Origin of the sequence: Inquilinus sp. YAF38 (genome assembly GCF_052113205.1) — a bacterium.
GTDB lineage: Bacteria > Pseudomonadota > Alphaproteobacteria > DSM-16000 > Inquilinaceae > Inquilinus.
Window position 1 is genome coordinate 18365 of record NZ_JBFRCU010000015.1, and the last position, 17082, is coordinate 35446.

The 17082-nt window shown below is 66.5% G+C and carries 14 protein-coding genes; 2 read left to right on the top strand and 12 right to left on the bottom strand.

Annotation, left to right across the window (positions count from 1 at the left end; all coding sequences use genetic code 11):
- Nucleotides 1-22: 22 nt before the first annotated feature.
- Genes AB4Z01_RS09320 through AB4Z01_RS09335 form a run of 4 tightly spaced genes read right to left on the bottom strand, consistent with a single transcriptional unit; the run spans nt 23 to nt 3800 of the window.
- Entirely contained in the window at nt 23-814 is a 792-nt protein-coding gene (locus tag AB4Z01_RS09320) for an ABC transporter permease (protein ID WP_441692659.1), read from the bottom strand.
- The gene (locus tag AB4Z01_RS09325) at nt 807-1694 is read right to left on the bottom strand and encodes an ABC transporter permease (RefSeq protein ID WP_441692660.1); all 888 of its coding nucleotides are present in this window, start codon (nt 1692-1694) and stop codon (nt 807-809) included. Before AB4Z01_RS09325 ends, AB4Z01_RS09320 begins: the two co-directional genes overlap by 8 nt.
- Nucleotides 1691-2731, bottom strand: a complete 1041-nt coding sequence (locus AB4Z01_RS09330) for an ABC transporter ATP-binding protein (protein WP_441692661.1) — start codon at nt 2729-2731, stop codon at nt 1691-1693. The genes AB4Z01_RS09325 and AB4Z01_RS09330 overlap by 4 nt, the downstream gene beginning before the upstream one ends.
- 25 nt (nt 2732-2756) lie before the next feature.
- Nucleotides 2757-3800 (bottom strand): ABC transporter substrate-binding protein, encoded by a 1044-nt coding sequence (locus AB4Z01_RS09335; RefSeq protein WP_441692662.1) that lies wholly within the window; start codon nt 3798-3800, stop codon nt 2757-2759.
- A gap of 212 nt (nt 3801-4012) precedes the next feature.
- On the opposite strand from AB4Z01_RS09335, the gene AB4Z01_RS09340 reads away from it, so the two are divergent.
- Entirely contained in the window at nt 4013-5011 is a 999-nt protein-coding gene (locus AB4Z01_RS09340; RefSeq protein ID WP_441692663.1) for a LacI family DNA-binding transcriptional regulator, read from the top strand.
- A 47-nt stretch (nt 5012-5058) separates the two neighbouring features.
- Here the strand turns inward: AB4Z01_RS09340 and AB4Z01_RS09345 are convergent, their stop codons facing one another.
- The 5 genes from AB4Z01_RS09345 to AB4Z01_RS09365 form a co-directional block, all read right to left on the bottom strand.
- Complete coding sequence (locus AB4Z01_RS09345) at nt 5059-8190, bottom strand: efflux RND transporter permease subunit (RefSeq protein ID WP_441692665.1); 3132 nt, start codon at nt 8188-8190, stop codon at nt 5059-5061.
- Nucleotides 8191-8213: 23 nt separating this feature from the next.
- Nucleotides 8214-9455: an efflux RND transporter periplasmic adaptor subunit gene (locus tag AB4Z01_RS09350; RefSeq protein WP_441692666.1), complete on the bottom strand. Its 1242-nt coding sequence runs from the start codon at nt 9453-9455 to the stop codon at nt 8214-8216.
- A gap of 340 nt (nt 9456-9795) precedes the next feature.
- On the bottom strand, nt 9796-10953 hold the full coding sequence (locus tag AB4Z01_RS09355; RefSeq protein ID WP_441692668.1) for an iron-containing alcohol dehydrogenase: 1158 nt from the start codon (nt 10951-10953) through the stop codon (nt 9796-9798).
- Between the two features lie 147 nt (nt 10954-11100).
- On the bottom strand, nt 11101-12486 hold the full coding sequence (locus AB4Z01_RS09360; protein ID WP_441692670.1) for an aldehyde dehydrogenase family protein: 1386 nt from the start codon (nt 12484-12486) through the stop codon (nt 11101-11103).
- A gap of 87 nt (nt 12487-12573) precedes the next feature.
- Nucleotides 12574-13419 carry a helix-turn-helix transcriptional regulator gene (locus AB4Z01_RS09365; RefSeq protein WP_441692672.1) on the bottom strand — a complete coding sequence of 282 codons (846 nt, stop codon included), beginning with the start codon at nt 13417-13419 and terminating at the stop codon, nt 12574-12576.
- A gap of 94 nt (nt 13420-13513) precedes the next feature.
- Here AB4Z01_RS09365 and AB4Z01_RS09370 point away from each other — a divergent pair, with 94 nt between their 5' ends.
- Complete coding sequence (locus AB4Z01_RS09370) at nt 13514-13945, top strand: ester cyclase (RefSeq protein ID WP_441692673.1); 432 nt, start codon at nt 13514-13516, stop codon at nt 13943-13945.
- A gap of 10 nt (nt 13946-13955) precedes the next feature.
- Here AB4Z01_RS09370 and AB4Z01_RS09375 read toward each other — a convergent pair whose 3' ends face one another.
- From AB4Z01_RS09375 to AB4Z01_RS09385, 3 genes are all read right to left on the bottom strand, one after another.
- Nucleotides 13956-14573: a hypothetical protein gene (locus AB4Z01_RS09375; RefSeq protein WP_441692674.1), complete on the bottom strand. Its 618-nt coding sequence runs from the start codon at nt 14571-14573 to the stop codon at nt 13956-13958.
- A 10-nt stretch (nt 14574-14583) separates the two neighbouring features.
- Nucleotides 14584-15666 carry a nucleoside hydrolase gene (locus AB4Z01_RS09380; RefSeq protein ID WP_441692676.1) on the bottom strand — a complete coding sequence of 361 codons (1083 nt, stop codon included), beginning with the start codon at nt 15664-15666 and terminating at the stop codon, nt 14584-14586.
- 431 nt (nt 15667-16097) lie between these two features.
- Nucleotides 16098-17009, bottom strand: a complete 912-nt coding sequence (locus AB4Z01_RS09385) for an alpha/beta fold hydrolase (protein ID WP_441692678.1) — start codon at nt 17007-17009, stop codon at nt 16098-16100.
- Nucleotides 17010-17082 lie beyond the last annotated feature (73 nt).

Below are 17082 nucleotides of genomic sequence, written 5' to 3' on the forward strand. Positions count from 1 at the left end.
CTGGGCATGCTTCCAGTCCCGGTCAGGATTTTCGGCGCAGGGTCACGATGAGGACGGCGACCACGACGACGGCCGTCCACAATGTCGAGATCGCCGCTATGGTCGGATCGATCTGATCGCGCAGCGACAGGAACATGAGCTTCGGCAGCGTGCTGTTCTGACCGCTGGCGACGAAGATCGAAATGACGGACTCGTCGAGTGAGGTCAGGAAGGCCATCAGTGTCGCCGACAACAAGCTGATCTGAAGTTGCGGAACAATTATTCCGCTGATCGCTGTTGCCCAGTTCGCGCCGAGACTGCGCGCTGCCTGAACCTGGTTCCAATCAAAGCGGGCCAGGGCGGGCAACAACACGATGCAGCCGACCGGAATGGCCAGCACCACATGTCCGACCAGCACGCCGAACAGCGTTCCGACCAGACGCTGCGCCGCCAGCACGAAGAAGAGACCGATCGCGAGCAGGATCCCCGGGGTGATCGAGGGGGTGAGCAGGATGCTCTGGATCGCCGCCGCGGCCTTTCCGCCCAGCCGATTCATCGAGATGCAGGCGAGCAGCGCAAAAGGCACCGCGATCAACGCCGTCAATGTCCCGAGGATCAAGCTCGTTCTGAGCGCAGCCATCCACGTTGCCGAGCCGAAGAAGTTCTCGTACCAGCGCAACGAGTAGGCGTGCGGCGGAAACTCGAGCAGGTTCGACGCCGAAAAGGAGAGCGGCACCACCACGAGCGTCGGCACCATCAGAAATGCCATGACGAGAGCCGCAAAGCTCCAGAGGAGGATGCGGGCGAGCCGGTTTTGCGGATAGGCTTCAAGCATGGGGGGCGCCCGTCGTGTTCCGGGCCACCAGGCGCTGTACCGCCAGCACCGTCACACCGATCAGCGCCATGAGAACGAGGAGCAGAATGCCCAGGACGCTCGCCGACCCCCAATCCTGGAAGGTCGACAGCGTACGCTCGATCCGGGTGGAGAGAGGGTTTACCTTGCCGCCGCCAAGCACCGCCGGTGTGATGAAGAAGCCTATTGTGTAGATGAGGACGATGATCGAGCCCGAGAAGATGCCGCTCGCCGAAAGGGGCATGATGACTGTGCGGATGACTTGCCCGAGGGTGGCTCCCATGCTCGCCGCCGCGCGAACGAGGTTCGCATCGATATCCCGCATCGCGGCATAAACGGGCAGCAGAAAGAGCGGCAGCATGTAGTGAACCATGCCGATCAGCGTTCCCGTGAAGTTGTAGACCAGCGGCAACGGCTCCGCTGTCAGGCCCGAACCGGTCAAGGCTGCGTTGATCAGGCCTTCGCGCCGCAACAGCACGAGCCAGCCATAGGTGCGCACCAGAATAGAGGTCCACAACGGCAGCATGACAAAGGCCATCAGCAGGTTGGCCACCCTGGGTCTGGCGCTGGCCAGGGCGAGCGCGAGGGGGACGCCGAGAAGAATGCAGACCGCCAGCGTGCCAAAGGACAGTTCAAGGGTTGTGACCAGCGCCGACCAGGTCAGCCCGCTCGAAAGCACCTTTTCGTAGTTGCCGACGGTGTAGTCACCGCCGGTGGTCAGGAAGGATTGCCGGATGATCCAGAGGATCGGCAGTATCGCCGCCAATCCCACGATGATCAGCGCCGGAAGCGAAAGCGAGAGGAAGAACCGCCGCTCGCGCCGCGCATCGGCCGCGAGCGCCGGATCCGGGGCGACGGTCACGCGATCGCTCCCGGCAGCGCGTGAACCTTCGCTGCCGGTGCGTATGCGGTCATCCGCTGACCGGCGGCAAGTTCGGCGCAACCGCCGGCCAGTCCTGCCGGAATGCAGACAAGAACCTCTTGCCCACCGTCGAGGGCCAGCGTCAGAAGCCAGTTCTCGCCGCGAAACGCCTTGGCGCGCAGTGTTCCTTCAAGAGCCACTCCGTCTCGCCCGACGAGCTTCGCATCGAGATGGAAGCTTTCGGCCCGGATCATCAGAGTTTCGCGTGACGCTTCGGCGCCATCGATGCTGCGCACCGAGCCTGGGGCCACGATGTTGGCCTCGCCCATGAACTCCGCGACGAAGCGGGTCGATGGACGATCGTAAATTCGCTGCGGCGTGTCGATCTGCTGGATGCGGCCGGAATTCATCACCGCGATCCGGTCGGACATGATCAGCGCTTCGCGCTGGTCATGGGTCACGTAGATCGTGGTGATCCCCAGGTCATCGTGCAGACGCCGGATCTCGTACTGCATGGTTTCGCGCAGATTCTTGTCGAGTGCCGACAGCGGCTCGTCCATCAGCATCACGCGTGGCTCGAACACGATCGCCCGCGCCAGCGCCACCCGTTGGCGCTGGCCGCCGGACAGTGCGGCAACATTGCGCTCCGCCAGACCGTCCAGCTTCACGCGAGCCAAGGTGTCAAGCGCCCGCTGACGCGCCTCCGCTCTCGGCGTCTTGCGCAGCATCAGCGGATACGTGACATTCGCCAGAACATTCATATGGGGGAACAAGGCGTAGTTCTGGAATACTATGCCGATGTCCCGTTTGTTGGGCGCCAGGCGGGTGATGTCTCGATCGCCCAACAGGAGCTTGCCGGAATCCGGCCGGACAAAGCCGGCCAGAGCCATCAGCAACGTGGTCTTGCCCGACCCCGACGGGCCCAGCAGCGTGAGGAATTCGCCAGCTTTGATGTCGAGCGAAACATCATCCAGTGCGACGTAAGGCCCATAAGCCTTGCGCACGCTGTCGATGGTAATCGCGAGCGATTTCATCATGGGCTCAGCCTTATAGAGCCGAGGCTCAGCGGGCCATCATTTCATCGAAGGCCTTTTGGGCGGCCTCGCCATTCTTCACCCACCATTCTGAATTCGAAAACACCGAAGTGCCGGCGTTGTCAGGCGCGGTCGCCAGGGTCTTCAGCCGATCCCCGGGAATGAGGCCACCCTCATATGCCGCAGGATTGACCGGGCCGTAGGCGATGAAATCGGTCAGCTTCGCAACTCGCGCCGGCTGCGTCATCGCCGCGATGAGCTTCATCGCGGCTTCCCTGTTCGGCGCTCCCTTCGGCACCCCAAGGCAGTCCGTACCGATGACCGAGCCCTTGAACGTGTAGTCAGCCGCGCCGCCATCTGCCTTCACGGTTTGGGCCCGTCCGTTCCAGGTCACGACCAGATCCGCCTCACCGTCTTTCAGCAGCTGCGCCGATTGAGCTCCCGAGGTCCACCACACGGAGACGTTGGGTTTGAGCGCCTCGAGCCGCTTGATCGCGCGATCCAGACCCTCCGGCGTGCTGAGCACGGCATAGACGTCCGCCGGGGCCACGCCGTCGGAGAGCAGCGCGATCTCGATCGAATCCTGCGCATTGGCGCGCAGCGCGCGGCGGCCAGCGAATTTGCCGACATCCCAGAACTCCGCCCATGTCTTCGGCGGGTTCTCGCCATAGGTCTTGGTGTTCCACGACATGACGGTGCCATAGGAGTCGAACGGATAGCAGTAATCGGACTTTGCCCCGTCCGGCACGGACTTCTGGTCGATGATCTTGAAGTCGAGAGGCTCCAGCAGCGATTGCGCGGCGGCCTGCGCGCCTTCTGGTGAGCCCAGGTGAATGACGTCGGTCGTGACCGCACCCGAGGTGACCTGCATCTTCAAGCCGGCTAGGCCGTCGCTGAGGGTCTCCTCGCGGACATCATAGCCAAGCTCTTTTGCGGCAGGGGCCCACATGGCTTCCTTCATGGCGTTGCCATAATCACCGCCCGCGGTCGTGATGGTGACTGTTTGGGCAGAGACCGGCAAGGCAACCGTGACTGCGATCGCTGCCAGGGAAACGCGCAGTAGCCGAGACATAGGTTCTCCTCACCTCGGGTTAAAAAACACTCATCTCACGGGCTTTTTAAAAATCGTAACGTTACGATTGTCGCAAAACGGTCCAGAGTCAAGCTTCTGTCGGATAGGTCCGTCGGTTCGGTGAGCTTGGATTTTACCCGATAGGTCGAATCCGGTACCGTTGCGATGCCCGGCAAAATCAGCCGGCGCTCTCGCATATGAAGTCTGGCGGCATGGCCAATCTGAAGCAGATCGCGGCGGAACTTTCCCTTTCGGTGACCACCGTATCCCGCGCTCTGAAGGATGGGCCGGAAGTGCATCTCTCGACCATAGAGCGGGTCAAGGAGGTGGCGAAGCGGGTCGGCTATGTACCGAACCATCACGGCCGCGCGCTAAAAACCGGAAAAACCCAGACGCTGACGGCAGTGCTCCCGATGGAGACGAGAGACTATCTGTCCGATCTGTTGAAGCTTCCCTTGATCGAAGGCATGACGCTGGCGGCACGGCAAAGGGGTTATAGCCTGTCGATCTATTCCACCACGCCCGACGATGATCCCGTCGAAAGCGTGCAACGCCTGCTTCAGGCGCGCAGCGCGGACGGCCTGATCATCACGCGCATGGTCTCGGGCGATCCGCGCGTCAGGCTGCTGCTGGATCAAAGCATCCCGTTCGTCGCGTTTGGACGAACCGACCTGAACCTCGCCTACCCCTATGTCGATATCGACAATGAGCAGATCGCCTATGATGCGACCCAACGGCTCATGGACAAAGGCTGCCGGCGCATCGCGCTGCAGCTTCTCGTGCCGGAGGATCAGGCGAGCGCCATGCGTCTCGCAGGCTATGGAAGGGCGATGGCCGAGGCCGGTATTCCGATCGACCAGGCGCTGATCGGCCACGGCACGTTCACGATGGAATCGAGCGCAGCCTGGTTCGATCGCCTGCTGGCGTCATCAGATCCGCCGACCGGCCTGGCATGCGCCAACGAACTGGGCCTGCTTGGCGCGTTGCACGCTCTCGGCAGGCGGGGCCTTGTGCCGGGCCGGGACGTCCACATCGTCACCCGCGACAACACGCGTCTGGCGCGCTTCCTGCCGGCGAAGATCGGCGTTCATTCCGTAGACATCACAGATGTCGGGCACAAGCTCATCGAGATCCTGGAAAGGCGGATCGCCAACCCGCATGAGCCGGTCGCGACGGTCTTGCTGCAAGGCAGATTCCACCCGGCCGAATAGTCAGGCCGGAAGACCTTAGACTTTCAAGAAGGCAAGACGTTGCCTCTCTACTCCGCCGGGGCGTGACCAGCCACGGCGCCGCCCTTGCCGCCCCGCCGGAGCCAGCGGCCGAAGGACAGGGCGCCGTGGGTCAGGTCCTCGACATAGAGGTACAGCACCGGGGTGATGTACAGCGTCAGCATCTGCGACACGATCAGCCCACCGACCACCGCCAAGCCCAGCGGCTGGCGCAACTCGGCGCTCGCCCCCTGGCCGACCGCGATCGGCAGGGCGCCCATCAGCGCTGCCATCGTCGTCATCATGATCGGCCGGAAGCGCAGCGTGCAGGCGCGGTAGATCGCGTCGCGGGCCGCGAGCCCCTCGCTGCGCTGCGCGTTCAGCGCGAAGTCGATCATCATGATGGCGTTCTTCTTGACGATGCCGATCAGCATCAGGACGCCGATGATCGCGATCACCGACAGGTCGGTGCGGAACAGCATCAGCGTGCCCAGCGCGCCGATCGCCGCCGAGGGCAGGCCGGAGAGGATCACCAACGGATGGGTGAAGCTCTCATAGAGAATCCCGAGCACGATGTAGATCGTCAGCACGGCGCCGAGCAGCAGCAGCCCCTGGTTCTGCAGCGACTGCTGGAACACCTGGGCGTTGCCGGCATAGGCGGTGGTGATGGTCACCGGCAGAGCGATGTCGGATTTGATCCGGTCGATCTCAGCCGTCGCGTCGCTGAGCGACTTGCCGCCGGCGACGTTGAAGGAGATGGTGACGGCCGGCAACTGCCCCTGCTGGTTGACCGACAGCGGCCCGGCCGTGCGCTCCACCGTGGCGAAGGCGCCCAGCGGCACCAGATCGCCGTTGGAGGAGCGGACATAGATCTTGTCGAGCGAATCCGCCGACCACGGGAAGGCGGGGTCGAGCTCGAGGATCACCTCATAGCTGTCGACCGCGGTGAAGATGGTCGAGATCTGCTCGGTGCCGAAGCCGCCATAGAGGGTCGAGCGCAGCGCGTCGCTGGTGACGCCCAGCTGGGCCGCCTTGTCGCGGTCGACCTTCAGCGTCGCCTGCAGCGCGTTCAGCTGCAGGTCGCTGACCACGTCCTGCAGCACCGACGATCTCCGCATCTCGGTCGTCATCTTGCCGGCCCAGCCATACAGCTCCTGCTGGTTCAGGCCCTGCATCACGAACTGGTACTGGGCGGAGGAGGTGCGGCCGCCGACCCGGAGGTTCTGCACCGGCACCATGTAGCTGTCGATGCCGGAGATCGGGCCGAGCTGGCGCCGCAGGTCGGCGATCACGGTGTCGAGCGGCGGGCGCTCTTCCTTCGGCTTCAGCTGCACGAACAAGCGGCCGGAGTTCAGGGTGCCGCCATAGCCGTTGGTGCCGACGCTCGACACCACGTCCTGGACATAGGGCGACTTCCGGAACACCTCGCGGACCTGGTTCTGCAGCCCGATCATGGCGTCGAAGGAGATGTCCTGCCGGGCCTGGGTGGTGACCTGCAGCTGGCTCAGATCCTCGGTCGGGAAGAAGCCCTTCGGGATCGCCTGGAACAGCAGCATGGTGCCGGCGATGGTGCCGAAGAACACCAGCAGCATCACCGGGCGGTGTGCCAGGCACCAGCGCAGCGTCCGCGAATAGAAGCCGAGGATGGCATCGAAGCCGCGCTCCAGCGTCCGGCCGATCGCGCCTTCCGGCTTCTCCTCGTCATGGGCGTGCAGGAAGCGCGAGCACATCATCGGCGTCAGCGTCAGCGAGACGAAGGCCGAGGCCGCGATCGACATGGTCACGACGACCGCGAATTCGTTGAAGATGCGGCCGACCACGCCGCCCATCAGCAGCACCGGGATGAACACCGCGACCAGCGACAGGGTGATCGACAGGATGGTGAAGCCGATCTCGCGGCTGCCCTTCAACGCCGCCTCGAAGGGCTTCATGCCCTCCTCGATGTAGCGGACGATGTTCTCCAGCATGACGATCGCGTCGTCGACCACGAGGCCGACCGACAGGGTCAGGCCCAAGAGCGAGATGTTGTCGATCGAGAAGCCGCACAGATACATGCCGGCGATGGTGGCCACCAACGAGATCGGCACCGTCACCGTCGGGATGATGGTGGCCGACAGCCGGCGCAGGAACATGAAGATCACCATCACGACGAGCGCGATGGTCAGGCCCAGCGTGAACTGCACGTCGGTGACCGCCTGGCGGATCGAGGTCGACCGGTCGTTCAGCACGTTGATCTTCACCGAAGGCGGCATATCTGCGCTGAACTTCGGCAGCAGCTCCTTCACCGCATCGACGATGGCGACGGTGTTGGCGTCGGGCTGGCGCTGGACGGCCAGCACGATCGACCGGTTCTGGTCGAACCAGCTGGCCGTCTGGTCGTTCTCGACGGAATCGATCACCTTGGCGATGTCGCCCAGCCGCACCGGCATGCCGTTGGGCGACGCCACGATCAGGTCGGCGAAGGCCTTGGCGTCGTACATCTGGGTGTCGGCCTGCAGGATCAGCTGCTGCTGCGGGCCCTGCAAGGTGCCGACCGGGGTGTTGACGTTGGCGGCGGCGACCGCCTTCTGGACGTCGTCGACGCTGATGCCGCGGTGGTTCAGCGCGTCGGGGTCGATCTGGATGCGGACGGCGTATTTCTGGCTGCCATAGATCGACACCTGGGCCACACCGGTCAGGGTCGACAGGCTGGGCGAGATCACCTGCTCGGCGAAGGCGTCCAGGGTCGACAGGGGCAGCGTGTCGCTGCTGACCGACRGCAGCATGATCGGCGCGTCGGCCGGGTTGACCTTACGGTAGCTCGGCGGCGAGGTCATCTCCGGCGGCAGCTTGCGCTGCACCGCGGTGATGGCGGACTGGACGTCGGCGGCGGCCGCGTCGATGTTGCGGTTCAGGTCGAATTCCAGGGTGATGGTGGTCGACCCCTGGACCGAGGTCGCGGACATCGACTGGATGCCGGCGATGGTCTCGAACTGCTTCTCCAGCGGCGTCGCCACCGAGCTCGCCATCRTGTCCGGGCTGGCGCCGGGCAGGCTGGCGGAGACGTTGATCACCGGGAAGTCGGTGTTGGGCAGCGCCGCGATCGGCAGCTGGCCGAAGGCGAACAGGCCCGCCATGACCATGGCGACCGTCAGCAGGGTCGTCATCACCGGGCGGCGGATGCAGAGCTCCGAGAGGTTCATGGCCCTTGTCCCTCGCGCTCGGATCAGGTCGGGCTGACGGCGGAGGCGACGCCGTCCGCGCGCGGCGCCGCCGGGGCCGTGCCGGTCGTCTTCTCGGTGATCCGGCTGCCCTGCATCAGCCGCAGCTGGCCTTCGGTCACCACCTTCTCGCCGGGCTTCACGCCCTGGGCGACAACCGCGGTGTCACCGACCGTGCGCGCCACCGTCACCGGCCGCATCTCGGCGGTGCCGTCCGGCTTGGCGACGAAGACGAAGGCGCCGTCCTGGCCGGCCTGCAGCGCCACGGTCGGCACGGTGACGGCGTTGTCCTGGGTGCCGAGTTGCAGCGCCACCCGCACGAACTGTCCCGGCCACAGGGCAAAGGCGGCGTTGTCGAAGGTCGCCTTCAGCGGGATCGTTCCCGATTTGGTGTCGACCGTGCTGTCGATGAAGCTCAGCTGCCCGCTGGCGATGCGGCGCTGGCCGTCGCTGTCGAAGGCCTCGACCGTCGGCGGGGTCGGGCCGGTCATCGCCGCGCGGATCGCGTCCAGGCTCCGTTCCGGCACGGTGAAGGCGATCCGGATCGGCGTCATCTGGGTGATGGTGGCCAGGCTGGTGACGGCGCCGCTGCTGGCGTTGCTGTTGGTGGTGTTGGCCTTGACCAGATTGCCGGCGGTGACCGAGACAACGCCGAGGCGGCCGGTGATCGGGGCTCGGATCTGGGTATAGGACAGGGTCAGCTGGGCCTGGTCGAGATTGGCTTGGTCGGCGGCGACGCTGGCCTCCGTCCGTTTCGAGGCGGCCATGGCAAGGTCATAAGCCTGCTGCGAGACCGCGCCGGTCTTGACCAGCGGCTTGTCGCGCTCGACGTCGGCGGCGGTCTGATCGCGGTCGGCCTGGTCCTTGGCCAGGTTGGCCTGGGCCAGGGCGACCGCGGCCTTGGGCGGCTTGTCGTCGAGGGTGAACAGCAGGTCGCCGGCCTGGACCGTCTGGCCGTCGGCGACATGGACCTGCATCACCTGGCTGTCGATGCGGGAGCTGACCAGCACGGTCGAGATCGGCTCGACCGCGCCGATGGCAGTGAGGGTGGTGGCGACGGATTTCTGCTCGACCGCGGCGGTGACGACGGGAATGGACCGGCCCGCACTCTTCGCGCCGGACTGGCTCGTGGTCTCGGCGGCCTTGCCGCTGCGCTCGATCGCGTCGGCGTTGCCGAAGCGTTGCCAAGCGACCGCGGCAATGGCGATGCCAAGGACCGCGACGACCCCCAAGACCGAGCGCTTCATGGCCTGATTCCCGCAGCCGGATCGCACCGGAAAAACGCCTGCCCGCCCCGGTGCCTGAACGACATGTAAGACTTTTGTGCAGTGCGATGGGGTTAATAATTTTCAATGCGACCGATGCGACGGAATGCAAAATGCCGCACGAGTAAAGGGGTTCCGGCGGGGTCGTAGCTTGATATCAGCCGGACCAAAACGAACCGTCATCCCGTGCGCGCTGCGGCACGCAGTGCTGCTGCGCAGACACGGGATCTCGGTGCAATCTCGAAGAGATCCCGGTTCTGCGGCGCACCGCTTCGCGCTGCGCCGCGCCCGGGATGACGAGGAAAGGAGAGGTCGGGCCTTCTTACAGCCGCCCATTCACCGCGTCGACGAACACGGCGCGCAATTCCTCGGCCTTGACCGGCTTGGCGTTGCTGCCGGTCGAGGGGTCGGCCTCGGCCATGCGGCCGATCTCCTCGGCCCGGTTGTCGCCGATGCCGATCTCCTTCAGCGTGTGCGGGATGCCGATCTCGCGGCGCAGGTCCAGAACCCAGATCAGGACGGTGTCGAAGCTCGGGTTCGACAGGTCGATATAGCGGCCCAGCCGCTCCATCCGGCCCTCGATGGCGTCGCGGTTGTGGACCATGCAATACGGCATCAGGATGCCGTTCAGCAGGCCGTGATGCGCGTCGTACAGCGCGCCGAGCGGGTGGGCGAGGGAGTGGATCGACCCCAGCCCCTTCTGAAAGGCGGTGGCGCCCATGCTGGCGGCGACCAGCATGTTGCTGCGCGCCTCCAGGTTGCGGCCGTCCTTGACCGCGACCGGCAGCCATTCCCGGATCAGCCGGATGCCCTCCAGCGCGATGCCGTCGGCCATCGGGTGGAAGCCGGGGGCGCAGAAGGCCTCCAGGCAATGGGCCAGCGCGTCCATGCCGGTGGCGGCGGTGACGTGCGGCGGCAGGCCGAAGCTCAGCTCCGGATCGGCGATCACGACGACCGGCATCATCTTCGGGTGGAAGATGATGCGCTTCACATGCGCCTCCTCGTCGGTGATGACGCCGGCGCGCCCGACCTCCGACCCGGTGCCGGCGGTGGTCGGGATCGCGATCACCGGGGCGATCTTCGATGCGTCGGCGCGGGTCCACCAGTCGCCGACATCTTCGAAATCCCACAGCGGCCGCGACTGGCCGGCATGGAAGGCGATGGCCTTGCCGGCGTCCAGCGGGCTGCCGCCACCGAAGGCGATGACGCCGTCATGGCCGCCGGCGCGGTAGACGGCCACGCCGTCGGCGACGTTCTTGCCGGTCGGGTTCGGCTTGACGTCGCTGAACACGGTGGTCGGGATGCCGGCGGCCTCGTTGGCGGCCACGGCGTCGGCGATCATCGCCAGCTTGGCCAGGCCGGGATCGGTCACCAGCAGCGGCTTCTGCAGGCCGTGGGCCTTGCACAGGTCCGGCAGCTCCTTGATCCGGCCGGGGCCGAACTTCACCGCGGTCGGGTAGTTCCAGTTGCCTTTGAGCATCGTCGCCTTCATCCGCCCTGTCGTTGACCGCTTTTCCCACTGTCATGCCCGGGCTTGACCCGGGCATCCAGAGACTGTCGACAGCTTCTGGATTGCCGGGTCAAGCCCGGCAATGACAGACCAAAAAAGAACCCGAACAGCTGGCGCTCACCCCGGCAGCCGCAGGTGGAAGGATTTCGGCCGGGTCAGGTAGTCGTAGCCGAGGGTCGAAAGGGTGCAGCCGCGGCCGGAATCCTTGACCCCGGTCCAGGCCAGGGCCGGGTCCAGGTAGTCGCAGCGGTTCAGGAACCAGGTGCCGGTGGCGACCTGGTCGCCGATGGCGATGGCGGCGTCGACGTCGCGGGTGAAGACCGATGCGGTCAGGCCGTAGGGGCTGTCGTTCATCAGCCGCACCGCCTCCTCGTCCGACGCCACCTTCATGATGCCGACCACGGGGCCGAAGCTCTCCTCGGTCATCACCCGCATCGAATGGTCGACGCCGGTCAGCACCTGCGGCGCCAGATAGGGCGTGCCGGCCTTGTCGGCGGCGAAGCCCTTGGCGTCGATCAGGGCACGGGCGCCCTCGCGCACCGCTTCCGCCGTCTGGCCGCGCACGAAATCGGCGGCCGAGGCCCGGACCATGGGGCCGAGGGTCGTCGCCTCCTCGGTCGGGTCGCCCAGCACATATTGCCGGGTCAGCTCGACCGCGCTTTCGACGAAGGCGTCGTAGACCGAGGCATGCACATAGATCCGCTCGATGCCGCAGCAGGACTGGCCGGAGTTGAAGAAGGCGCCGTCGACCAGCGTCTCGACCGCGTGCTTCAGGTCGGCATCGGCGCGGACATAGCCGGGGTCCTTGCCGCCGAGTTCGAGGCCGATGCCGACGAAATGGCCGGCCGCGGCCGCCTCAACCGCCTTGCCGCCGGCGACCGAGCCGGTGAAGGCGACGAAATCGACCGCGCCGCTGCCGATCATCTTCGCGGTGGTGTCATGGTCGGCATGGATGTGCTGGAACACGCCGGGCGGCAGATCGCCGAACGCCTCGGCGAAGCGCTCGGCGCAGAGCGGGGTCTGGTGCGAATGCTTCAGGATCACCGCATTGCCGGCCATCAGCGCCGGGACCACGGCGTTGACCGCGGTCAGGTACGGATAGTTCCAGGGCGCGACGACGAAGACCGTGCCCAGCGGGTCGCGCCGGATGAAACGGCGGAAGCCTTCCTTCGGGCCGACATCGATATCGGCCAGCGCGCCCTCGGCCACCGAGATCATGTAGCGCGCCCGCTCCTCGAAGCCGCGCACCTCGCCGGGGGTGTAGCGGACCGGCCGGCCCATCTGCCAAGTGATCTCGCGCGCGATCTCTGGCCCGGCGGCGACGAAGGCGTCGACCGCGGCGTACAGCAGGCGCGCCCGCTCCGACACCGGCACGCGCCGCCACTCGGCCTGGGCCACCCGGGCGCGGGCCAGCGCCGCCTCGGCCTCGGCCGGCGTGGCCAGCGGCCGCTCGACATAGATGCCGCCGTTCACCGGCGTGATGGTCTTCAGGATCTGGGTCATTCGGGGTCTCGGGACAGCCTCTCTGCGGCGCGCATCTTGCGGCCATCGACCAGGATTTCCCAAGAGCGATCGCCGCAACCCGGCCCCTCAGCCCTCCGGCCGCCACTCCCGCCGCAGTCGGGCCACGATCCGGCGGCTGTCCTCGTCGACCGGGATGTAGGCGACCAGGCGCAGGTCCGGCGCCTCCTCGACCCGGAACACGCTCTGTTCCAGCGCCATCGGGCCATGCCGCGAGGTGAAGCGCTTGACCGGGTCCGGCCGCCGTGTGACGTCCTGCTCCGGCCACCAGCGGTGGAAGTCGTGGCTGGCCTGATCCAGCCGGCGGATCAGGGCCAGGAAGGCCGGGTCGTCGCGACGGCGGCCGAACTCGACCCGGAAGCGGGCCAGCATGCCGCGCGCCTCCACCTCCCAGTTCGGGATCGCGGCGCGGTGCGGTGGGCTGGCGAAGACCAGCCACAGCATGTTGCGATTCTCTTCCGGCAGCGGCGCGAGGTCGCCGAACACCGCCGACAGGGCGGCGTTCCAGGCGGCGACGTCGAGGCAGGCGGTGGCCAGGTAGGCCGGGCCGTCGACCGCCTCGAGGAGCCGGCGCAGGGCAGGGGTGACGCCGATGCTCTCCGCCGGCCGTTCCGGCGGCGGGCGGTCATGCGCCAGGGTGAACAGATGGGCCCGCTCGGTCGCATCCAGCCGCAGCGCCCGCGCCACCTGCTCCAGCACATGGGCGGAGACCTGGATGGCGCGGCCCTGCTCCAGCCAGGTGTACCAAGTGACCCCGACGCCGGCGATCTGCGCCACCTCCTCGCGCCGCAGCCCGGGCGTGCGCCGCCGGGCCGTGATCGGCAGCCCGGCCGCCGCCGGCTCCAGCCGCTCGCGCCGGCTGCGCAGGAACGCCGCTAGCTCCTGCCGTTCCCGGACCCGCCGCTGCTCCGCCATCAGCCTGATGCTCTCAGTACCAGGATAACTTGTCCTCTGGTCCCAGGATAACACGGCCGCGATTCTCGGCGGACGGAAACCGAGGAGGGGCGCGATGAGCGACAGCGAGACGATCCGGCAGCGGTTCCTGGCGTTCCGGGAGCGGCTGTACGGCCGGCACGACCTAGCCGCGGTCGACGACATGGTGCATCCGGACTTCACCAGCGACAGCCCGCTGATCAGGCCCGGCATCGAAGGCTACAAGGAGTTCGCCTGGATGCTGCAGGTGGCGCTGTCGGACCTGCAGGCCCTGCGCCACGACGTGGTGGTCGAGGGCGACCGGCTGATGGCGATGGCGCAGTGGCAAGGCACCCATCGCGGCCCGCTGCTGGGCGTGGCGCCGACCGGCGCGGTGCTACGCTTCGCCACCGCCGACCTGTACCGGCTGAGCGACGGCCAGCTGGTCGAGCATCGCGACGTGGTCGACCGGCTGGAGGCCTCGATCGTCCTGGGGTTGGTCCGGCCGCCGGCAGGCAAGGGGGCCTGACCGTCAGGCGCTATCGCAGCGTGTCCAGCTCGTCCAGAGGCGGTCGGGCCTGGTCCAGCATCTGGTCGGCCAGGGCCTGGAAGGCGCCGCCGGCGCTGCGGCCTTCGGCCTCGTCCATGAAGCCCGACGCGCTGCCGGGGCCGAGCCGCAGCGCGGCCTGGGTGATTTGCTCGTCCTCGTCGCCCCACAGGTAGTTGTGGATCACAGCGATGCCGTGCTCGTCCGGCGCCAGGAAGGCGGCCGCGCCGCGGGCGATCGCCAGGAACACGATGAAATCGTTCAGGTTCTCGGAATAGGTCAGGGTGCCGGCGACGAAATCCCGGGTCCCGGGATCATAGGTCGCATGCCGGATCTCGGGGGTCTCGGCGGCATTGAGGATGCCGCGCAGCGCCTGCCGGTTCGTCGCGGAACGGGCCAGGATCGCATCGCACTCCGCCATGGTCCGAACCAGCTGCATCATCGAGATGCCGCGCAGCTCCTCCGGGCCAGCGTCGAAATACCACTGGCCGCCGATGTCCCGCCAATCGACCCAGCCCGAGGCCCGAGCGGGCGGCGCATCCAGCCAGCGGACGAGGTCGGGCCGGGCGATCCGCAGCTTGAGGAAGGCGCCGTCCGGCTCCGACATCATCCACGCTCCATCAGGTCGCCGGCTTGATCGGCACCGGCCGGGTCATCAGGTCGACATAGAGATCGAAGAACCGGCGATTGTCGAACTGCTTCACCACCTTGACCTTCTGCAGCAGCTTGGTCGGCTGCTCCTGCCAGTAGCCGAGGGTGCGGCCATAGCCGGGGCCGAAGGCGATGTCGACATCGACGGACAGATCCTCGACCTTGGTGGCGTAGCTCGGGTCGACCAGATAAGCGAGGGCGAGCGTGTCGAAGACGTTGACCGTCGCCTTCGAGTCCTCGAACGCCTTCGCCATCCAGGTACCCCGGAACAGTGCCGCGATCGGGCCGTCGCCGGCGACGATGCGGTCGAAATCAGTCTTGGTCAGCTGGGTGATGTCGGTGACGTCGAGCGGGATGATGGCCTGGGGGATCGGCTCGCGCATGACGATGCGCGTCGCCTCGGGATCGATCCAGACATTCATCTCGGCGGCGGGGGTGGTGTTGCCGCGGACATCGAAGGCGCCGGCCATGTAGACGATCTTCTTGATCAGCGGCACGATCTCCGGGTTCTTGCGCACCGCCAGGGCGATATTGGTGGCCGGGCCGATCACCAGCAGCGACACCTCATGCGGGTTGGCCTTGACCGTGTCGACGATGAAGTCGACCGCGTCCTGGTCGCGCAGCTTGGCTTTCTTGGCGAAGCCGTCCGGCGGCGCCATCAGGTCGGCATCGGTCGGCTGCGGCCGGTGGAAGGCGGTCTCCCAGCTCTCGCCGAAGCCGTAAAGGGTGCGCTCGGCCTCGAAGCTCTTCGGATCATGCACCAGCGGCAGGTTGGCGCCGGCATAGACGCCGACCTTGTCCTCGATGCCCAGGCGCTCGACCGCGCGCAGCGCGTCCGTCACCTCCTGCTTCAGCCAGTTGTTGCCGGTCACCACAGTGACGCCCAGCAGGTCGATCACGCCCTGGTGGTCGAGCTGCGCGGCCATGATCAGAACCTGGCCGTCATCCCCGATGGTGCTGAAATCGGTGTCCAGGATGATCTTCTCGGCGGCCATGGCCGGCGCTGCGGCCAGGGCCCATGCCGCCACCACGGCGGCGATCCATCGCTGCATTGTGCTGCCTCCTCCTGCACGGACGCGCGTCCTTCGATCCGAGTCGCCGGCGGTCCGTCGTCCTACGATGGCACGCTTCGATGACCGGTCGCAGTGCAGATCATCAGCAGGTCACCTGACAAGCCGGTAACGCCGGGCGAATCGATTCCGGTCGACGACGGCCTCGTGTTTTGGCTGATCAAGCGGCAGTGAGCGCCCAGTCGGCCGGCATCTGCTCTGAAACGGGGCAAATTTTGGGCAGAATCGAGCGTGATCAATTTTTAATCTTTTTTCGCTTGCGAACCTCGCCGAGGCATGGTTATGTTGCAGTGCGATATGCAGTGATGAGCTGCTGTCGTAACGCACTTCTTGGGCGTTTCCTCCCTAAACTCGGGCCGCAGTTCGCTGCGGCCTGTTTTCTTTTGGGGACAGGCCAAACCCGGATCCGCGGCTCAGTCCCCGGCCGTCACGAAGGCGGCGAGCTCCCGGCCGAACCGCTCCGGCTCCTCATAGAAGGGGCTATGGCCGCTCTCGACATAGACCGAGAGGCGGCTTCCCGGGTGGATCGCCCGGATCCGCTCCGACATCGCCAGGCGGACCAGCCGGTCATGCGCCCCATGCGTCAGCAGGATCGGGCCGCCATAGGCCTGGAACACGGGTTCGAGGTCCGGCGTGGCCGTCTTGACGAAGCCTTCGCCCACGGCCCGCGCGGTCATGCCGTTGACCACCAGCATGCGCTGCAGCTCCATGCCCGTCGGCGGCTGGTGGAAGCACGCTTCGAGGAAGCGGGCCGTTTCCGCCGTCCGCTCGGCCAGGTCGGGCGAGGTGGTGGTGCGGGCGAAGGTGCCCGCCAGCGGCGTCAGCAGATCCGGCGACAGCTTGGTGACCGCGTCGACCAGGTTGATCCCCGCCACCCGCGCACCGCGGTATTTCCGCAGATACGCGCCGGCCACATAGCCGCCAAGCGACCAGCCTACCAGGACGGGGCGGCGCAGCTTGGCGGCGGCGACCACCGCGGCAACGTCGTCGGCCCACAGGTCGGCATCCGCATAGGCCTCGGGGGAGGGCGGCTTGTCCGAATCGCCATGGCCACGCAGGTCGAATCGCACCAGGCGGAAGCCGGCCAGCGCCGGGTCGGCGAACTGCTTGTCCCAGCTCAGCCGGCTCTGGCGCAGGCCGTGGATGAACAGGATTTCGGGCGCCTGCGGGTCGCCCTGCGCCTCTCCCGTCAGCGTCGTGCCGTCCGACGACCGGACGGAGAAGGTCTCCCGGGTCTGTGGCGCCGCGAGCCCGAACCTGGCGTGAACCGCGAGGGCGGCAAGACCGATCGTGCCGGCCAGGAAGTTGCGTCGTGAGCGATCCATCGAAGCGTCATCCATGTTGTTTATCGATCACTAATCAACCGGTTTGACGCTGGCCGTCAAGATGTTGTTTAGT

Bases quoted from the DNA above. Each gene is read 5' to 3' on its own strand.
- AB4Z01_RS09320 (WP_441692659.1), bottom strand. From the start codon at position 814: ATGCTTGAAGCCTATCCGCAAAACCGGCTCGCCCGCATCCTCCTCTGG.
- AB4Z01_RS09330 (WP_441692661.1), bottom strand. From the start codon at position 2,731: ATGATGAAATCGCTCGCGATTACCATCGACAGCGTGCGCAAGGCTTAT.
- AB4Z01_RS09335 (WP_441692662.1), bottom strand. From the start codon at position 3,800: ATGTCTCGGCTACTGCGCGTTTCCCTGGCAGCGATCGCAGTCACGGTT.
- AB4Z01_RS09340 (WP_441692663.1), top strand. From the start codon at position 4,013: ATGGCCAATCTGAAGCAGATCGCGGCGGAACTTTCCCTTTCGGTGACC.
- AB4Z01_RS09350 (WP_441692666.1), bottom strand. From the start codon at position 9,455: ATGAAGCGCTCGGTCTTGGGGGTCGTCGCGGTCCTTGGCATCGCCATT.
- AB4Z01_RS09355 (WP_441692668.1), bottom strand. From the start codon at position 10,953: ATGCTCAAAGGCAACTGGAACTACCCGACCGCGGTGAAGTTCGGCCCC.
- AB4Z01_RS09360 (WP_441692670.1), bottom strand. From the start codon at position 12,486: ATGACCCAGATCCTGAAGACCATCACGCCGGTGAACGGCGGCATCTAT.
- AB4Z01_RS09365 (WP_441692672.1), bottom strand. From the start codon at position 13,419: ATGGCGGAGCAGCGGCGGGTCCGGGAACGGCAGGAGCTAGCGGCGTTC.
- AB4Z01_RS09370 (WP_441692673.1), top strand. From the start codon at position 13,514: ATGAGCGACAGCGAGACGATCCGGCAGCGGTTCCTGGCGTTCCGGGAG.
- AB4Z01_RS09375 (WP_441692674.1), bottom strand. From the start codon at position 14,573: ATGATGTCGGAGCCGGACGGCGCCTTCCTCAAGCTGCGGATCGCCCGG.
- AB4Z01_RS09380 (WP_441692676.1), bottom strand. From the start codon at position 15,666: ATGCAGCGATGGATCGCCGCCGTGGTGGCGGCATGGGCCCTGGCCGCA.
- AB4Z01_RS09385 (WP_441692678.1), bottom strand. From the start codon at position 17,009: ATGGATCGCTCACGACGCAACTTCCTGGCCGGCACGATCGGTCTTGCC.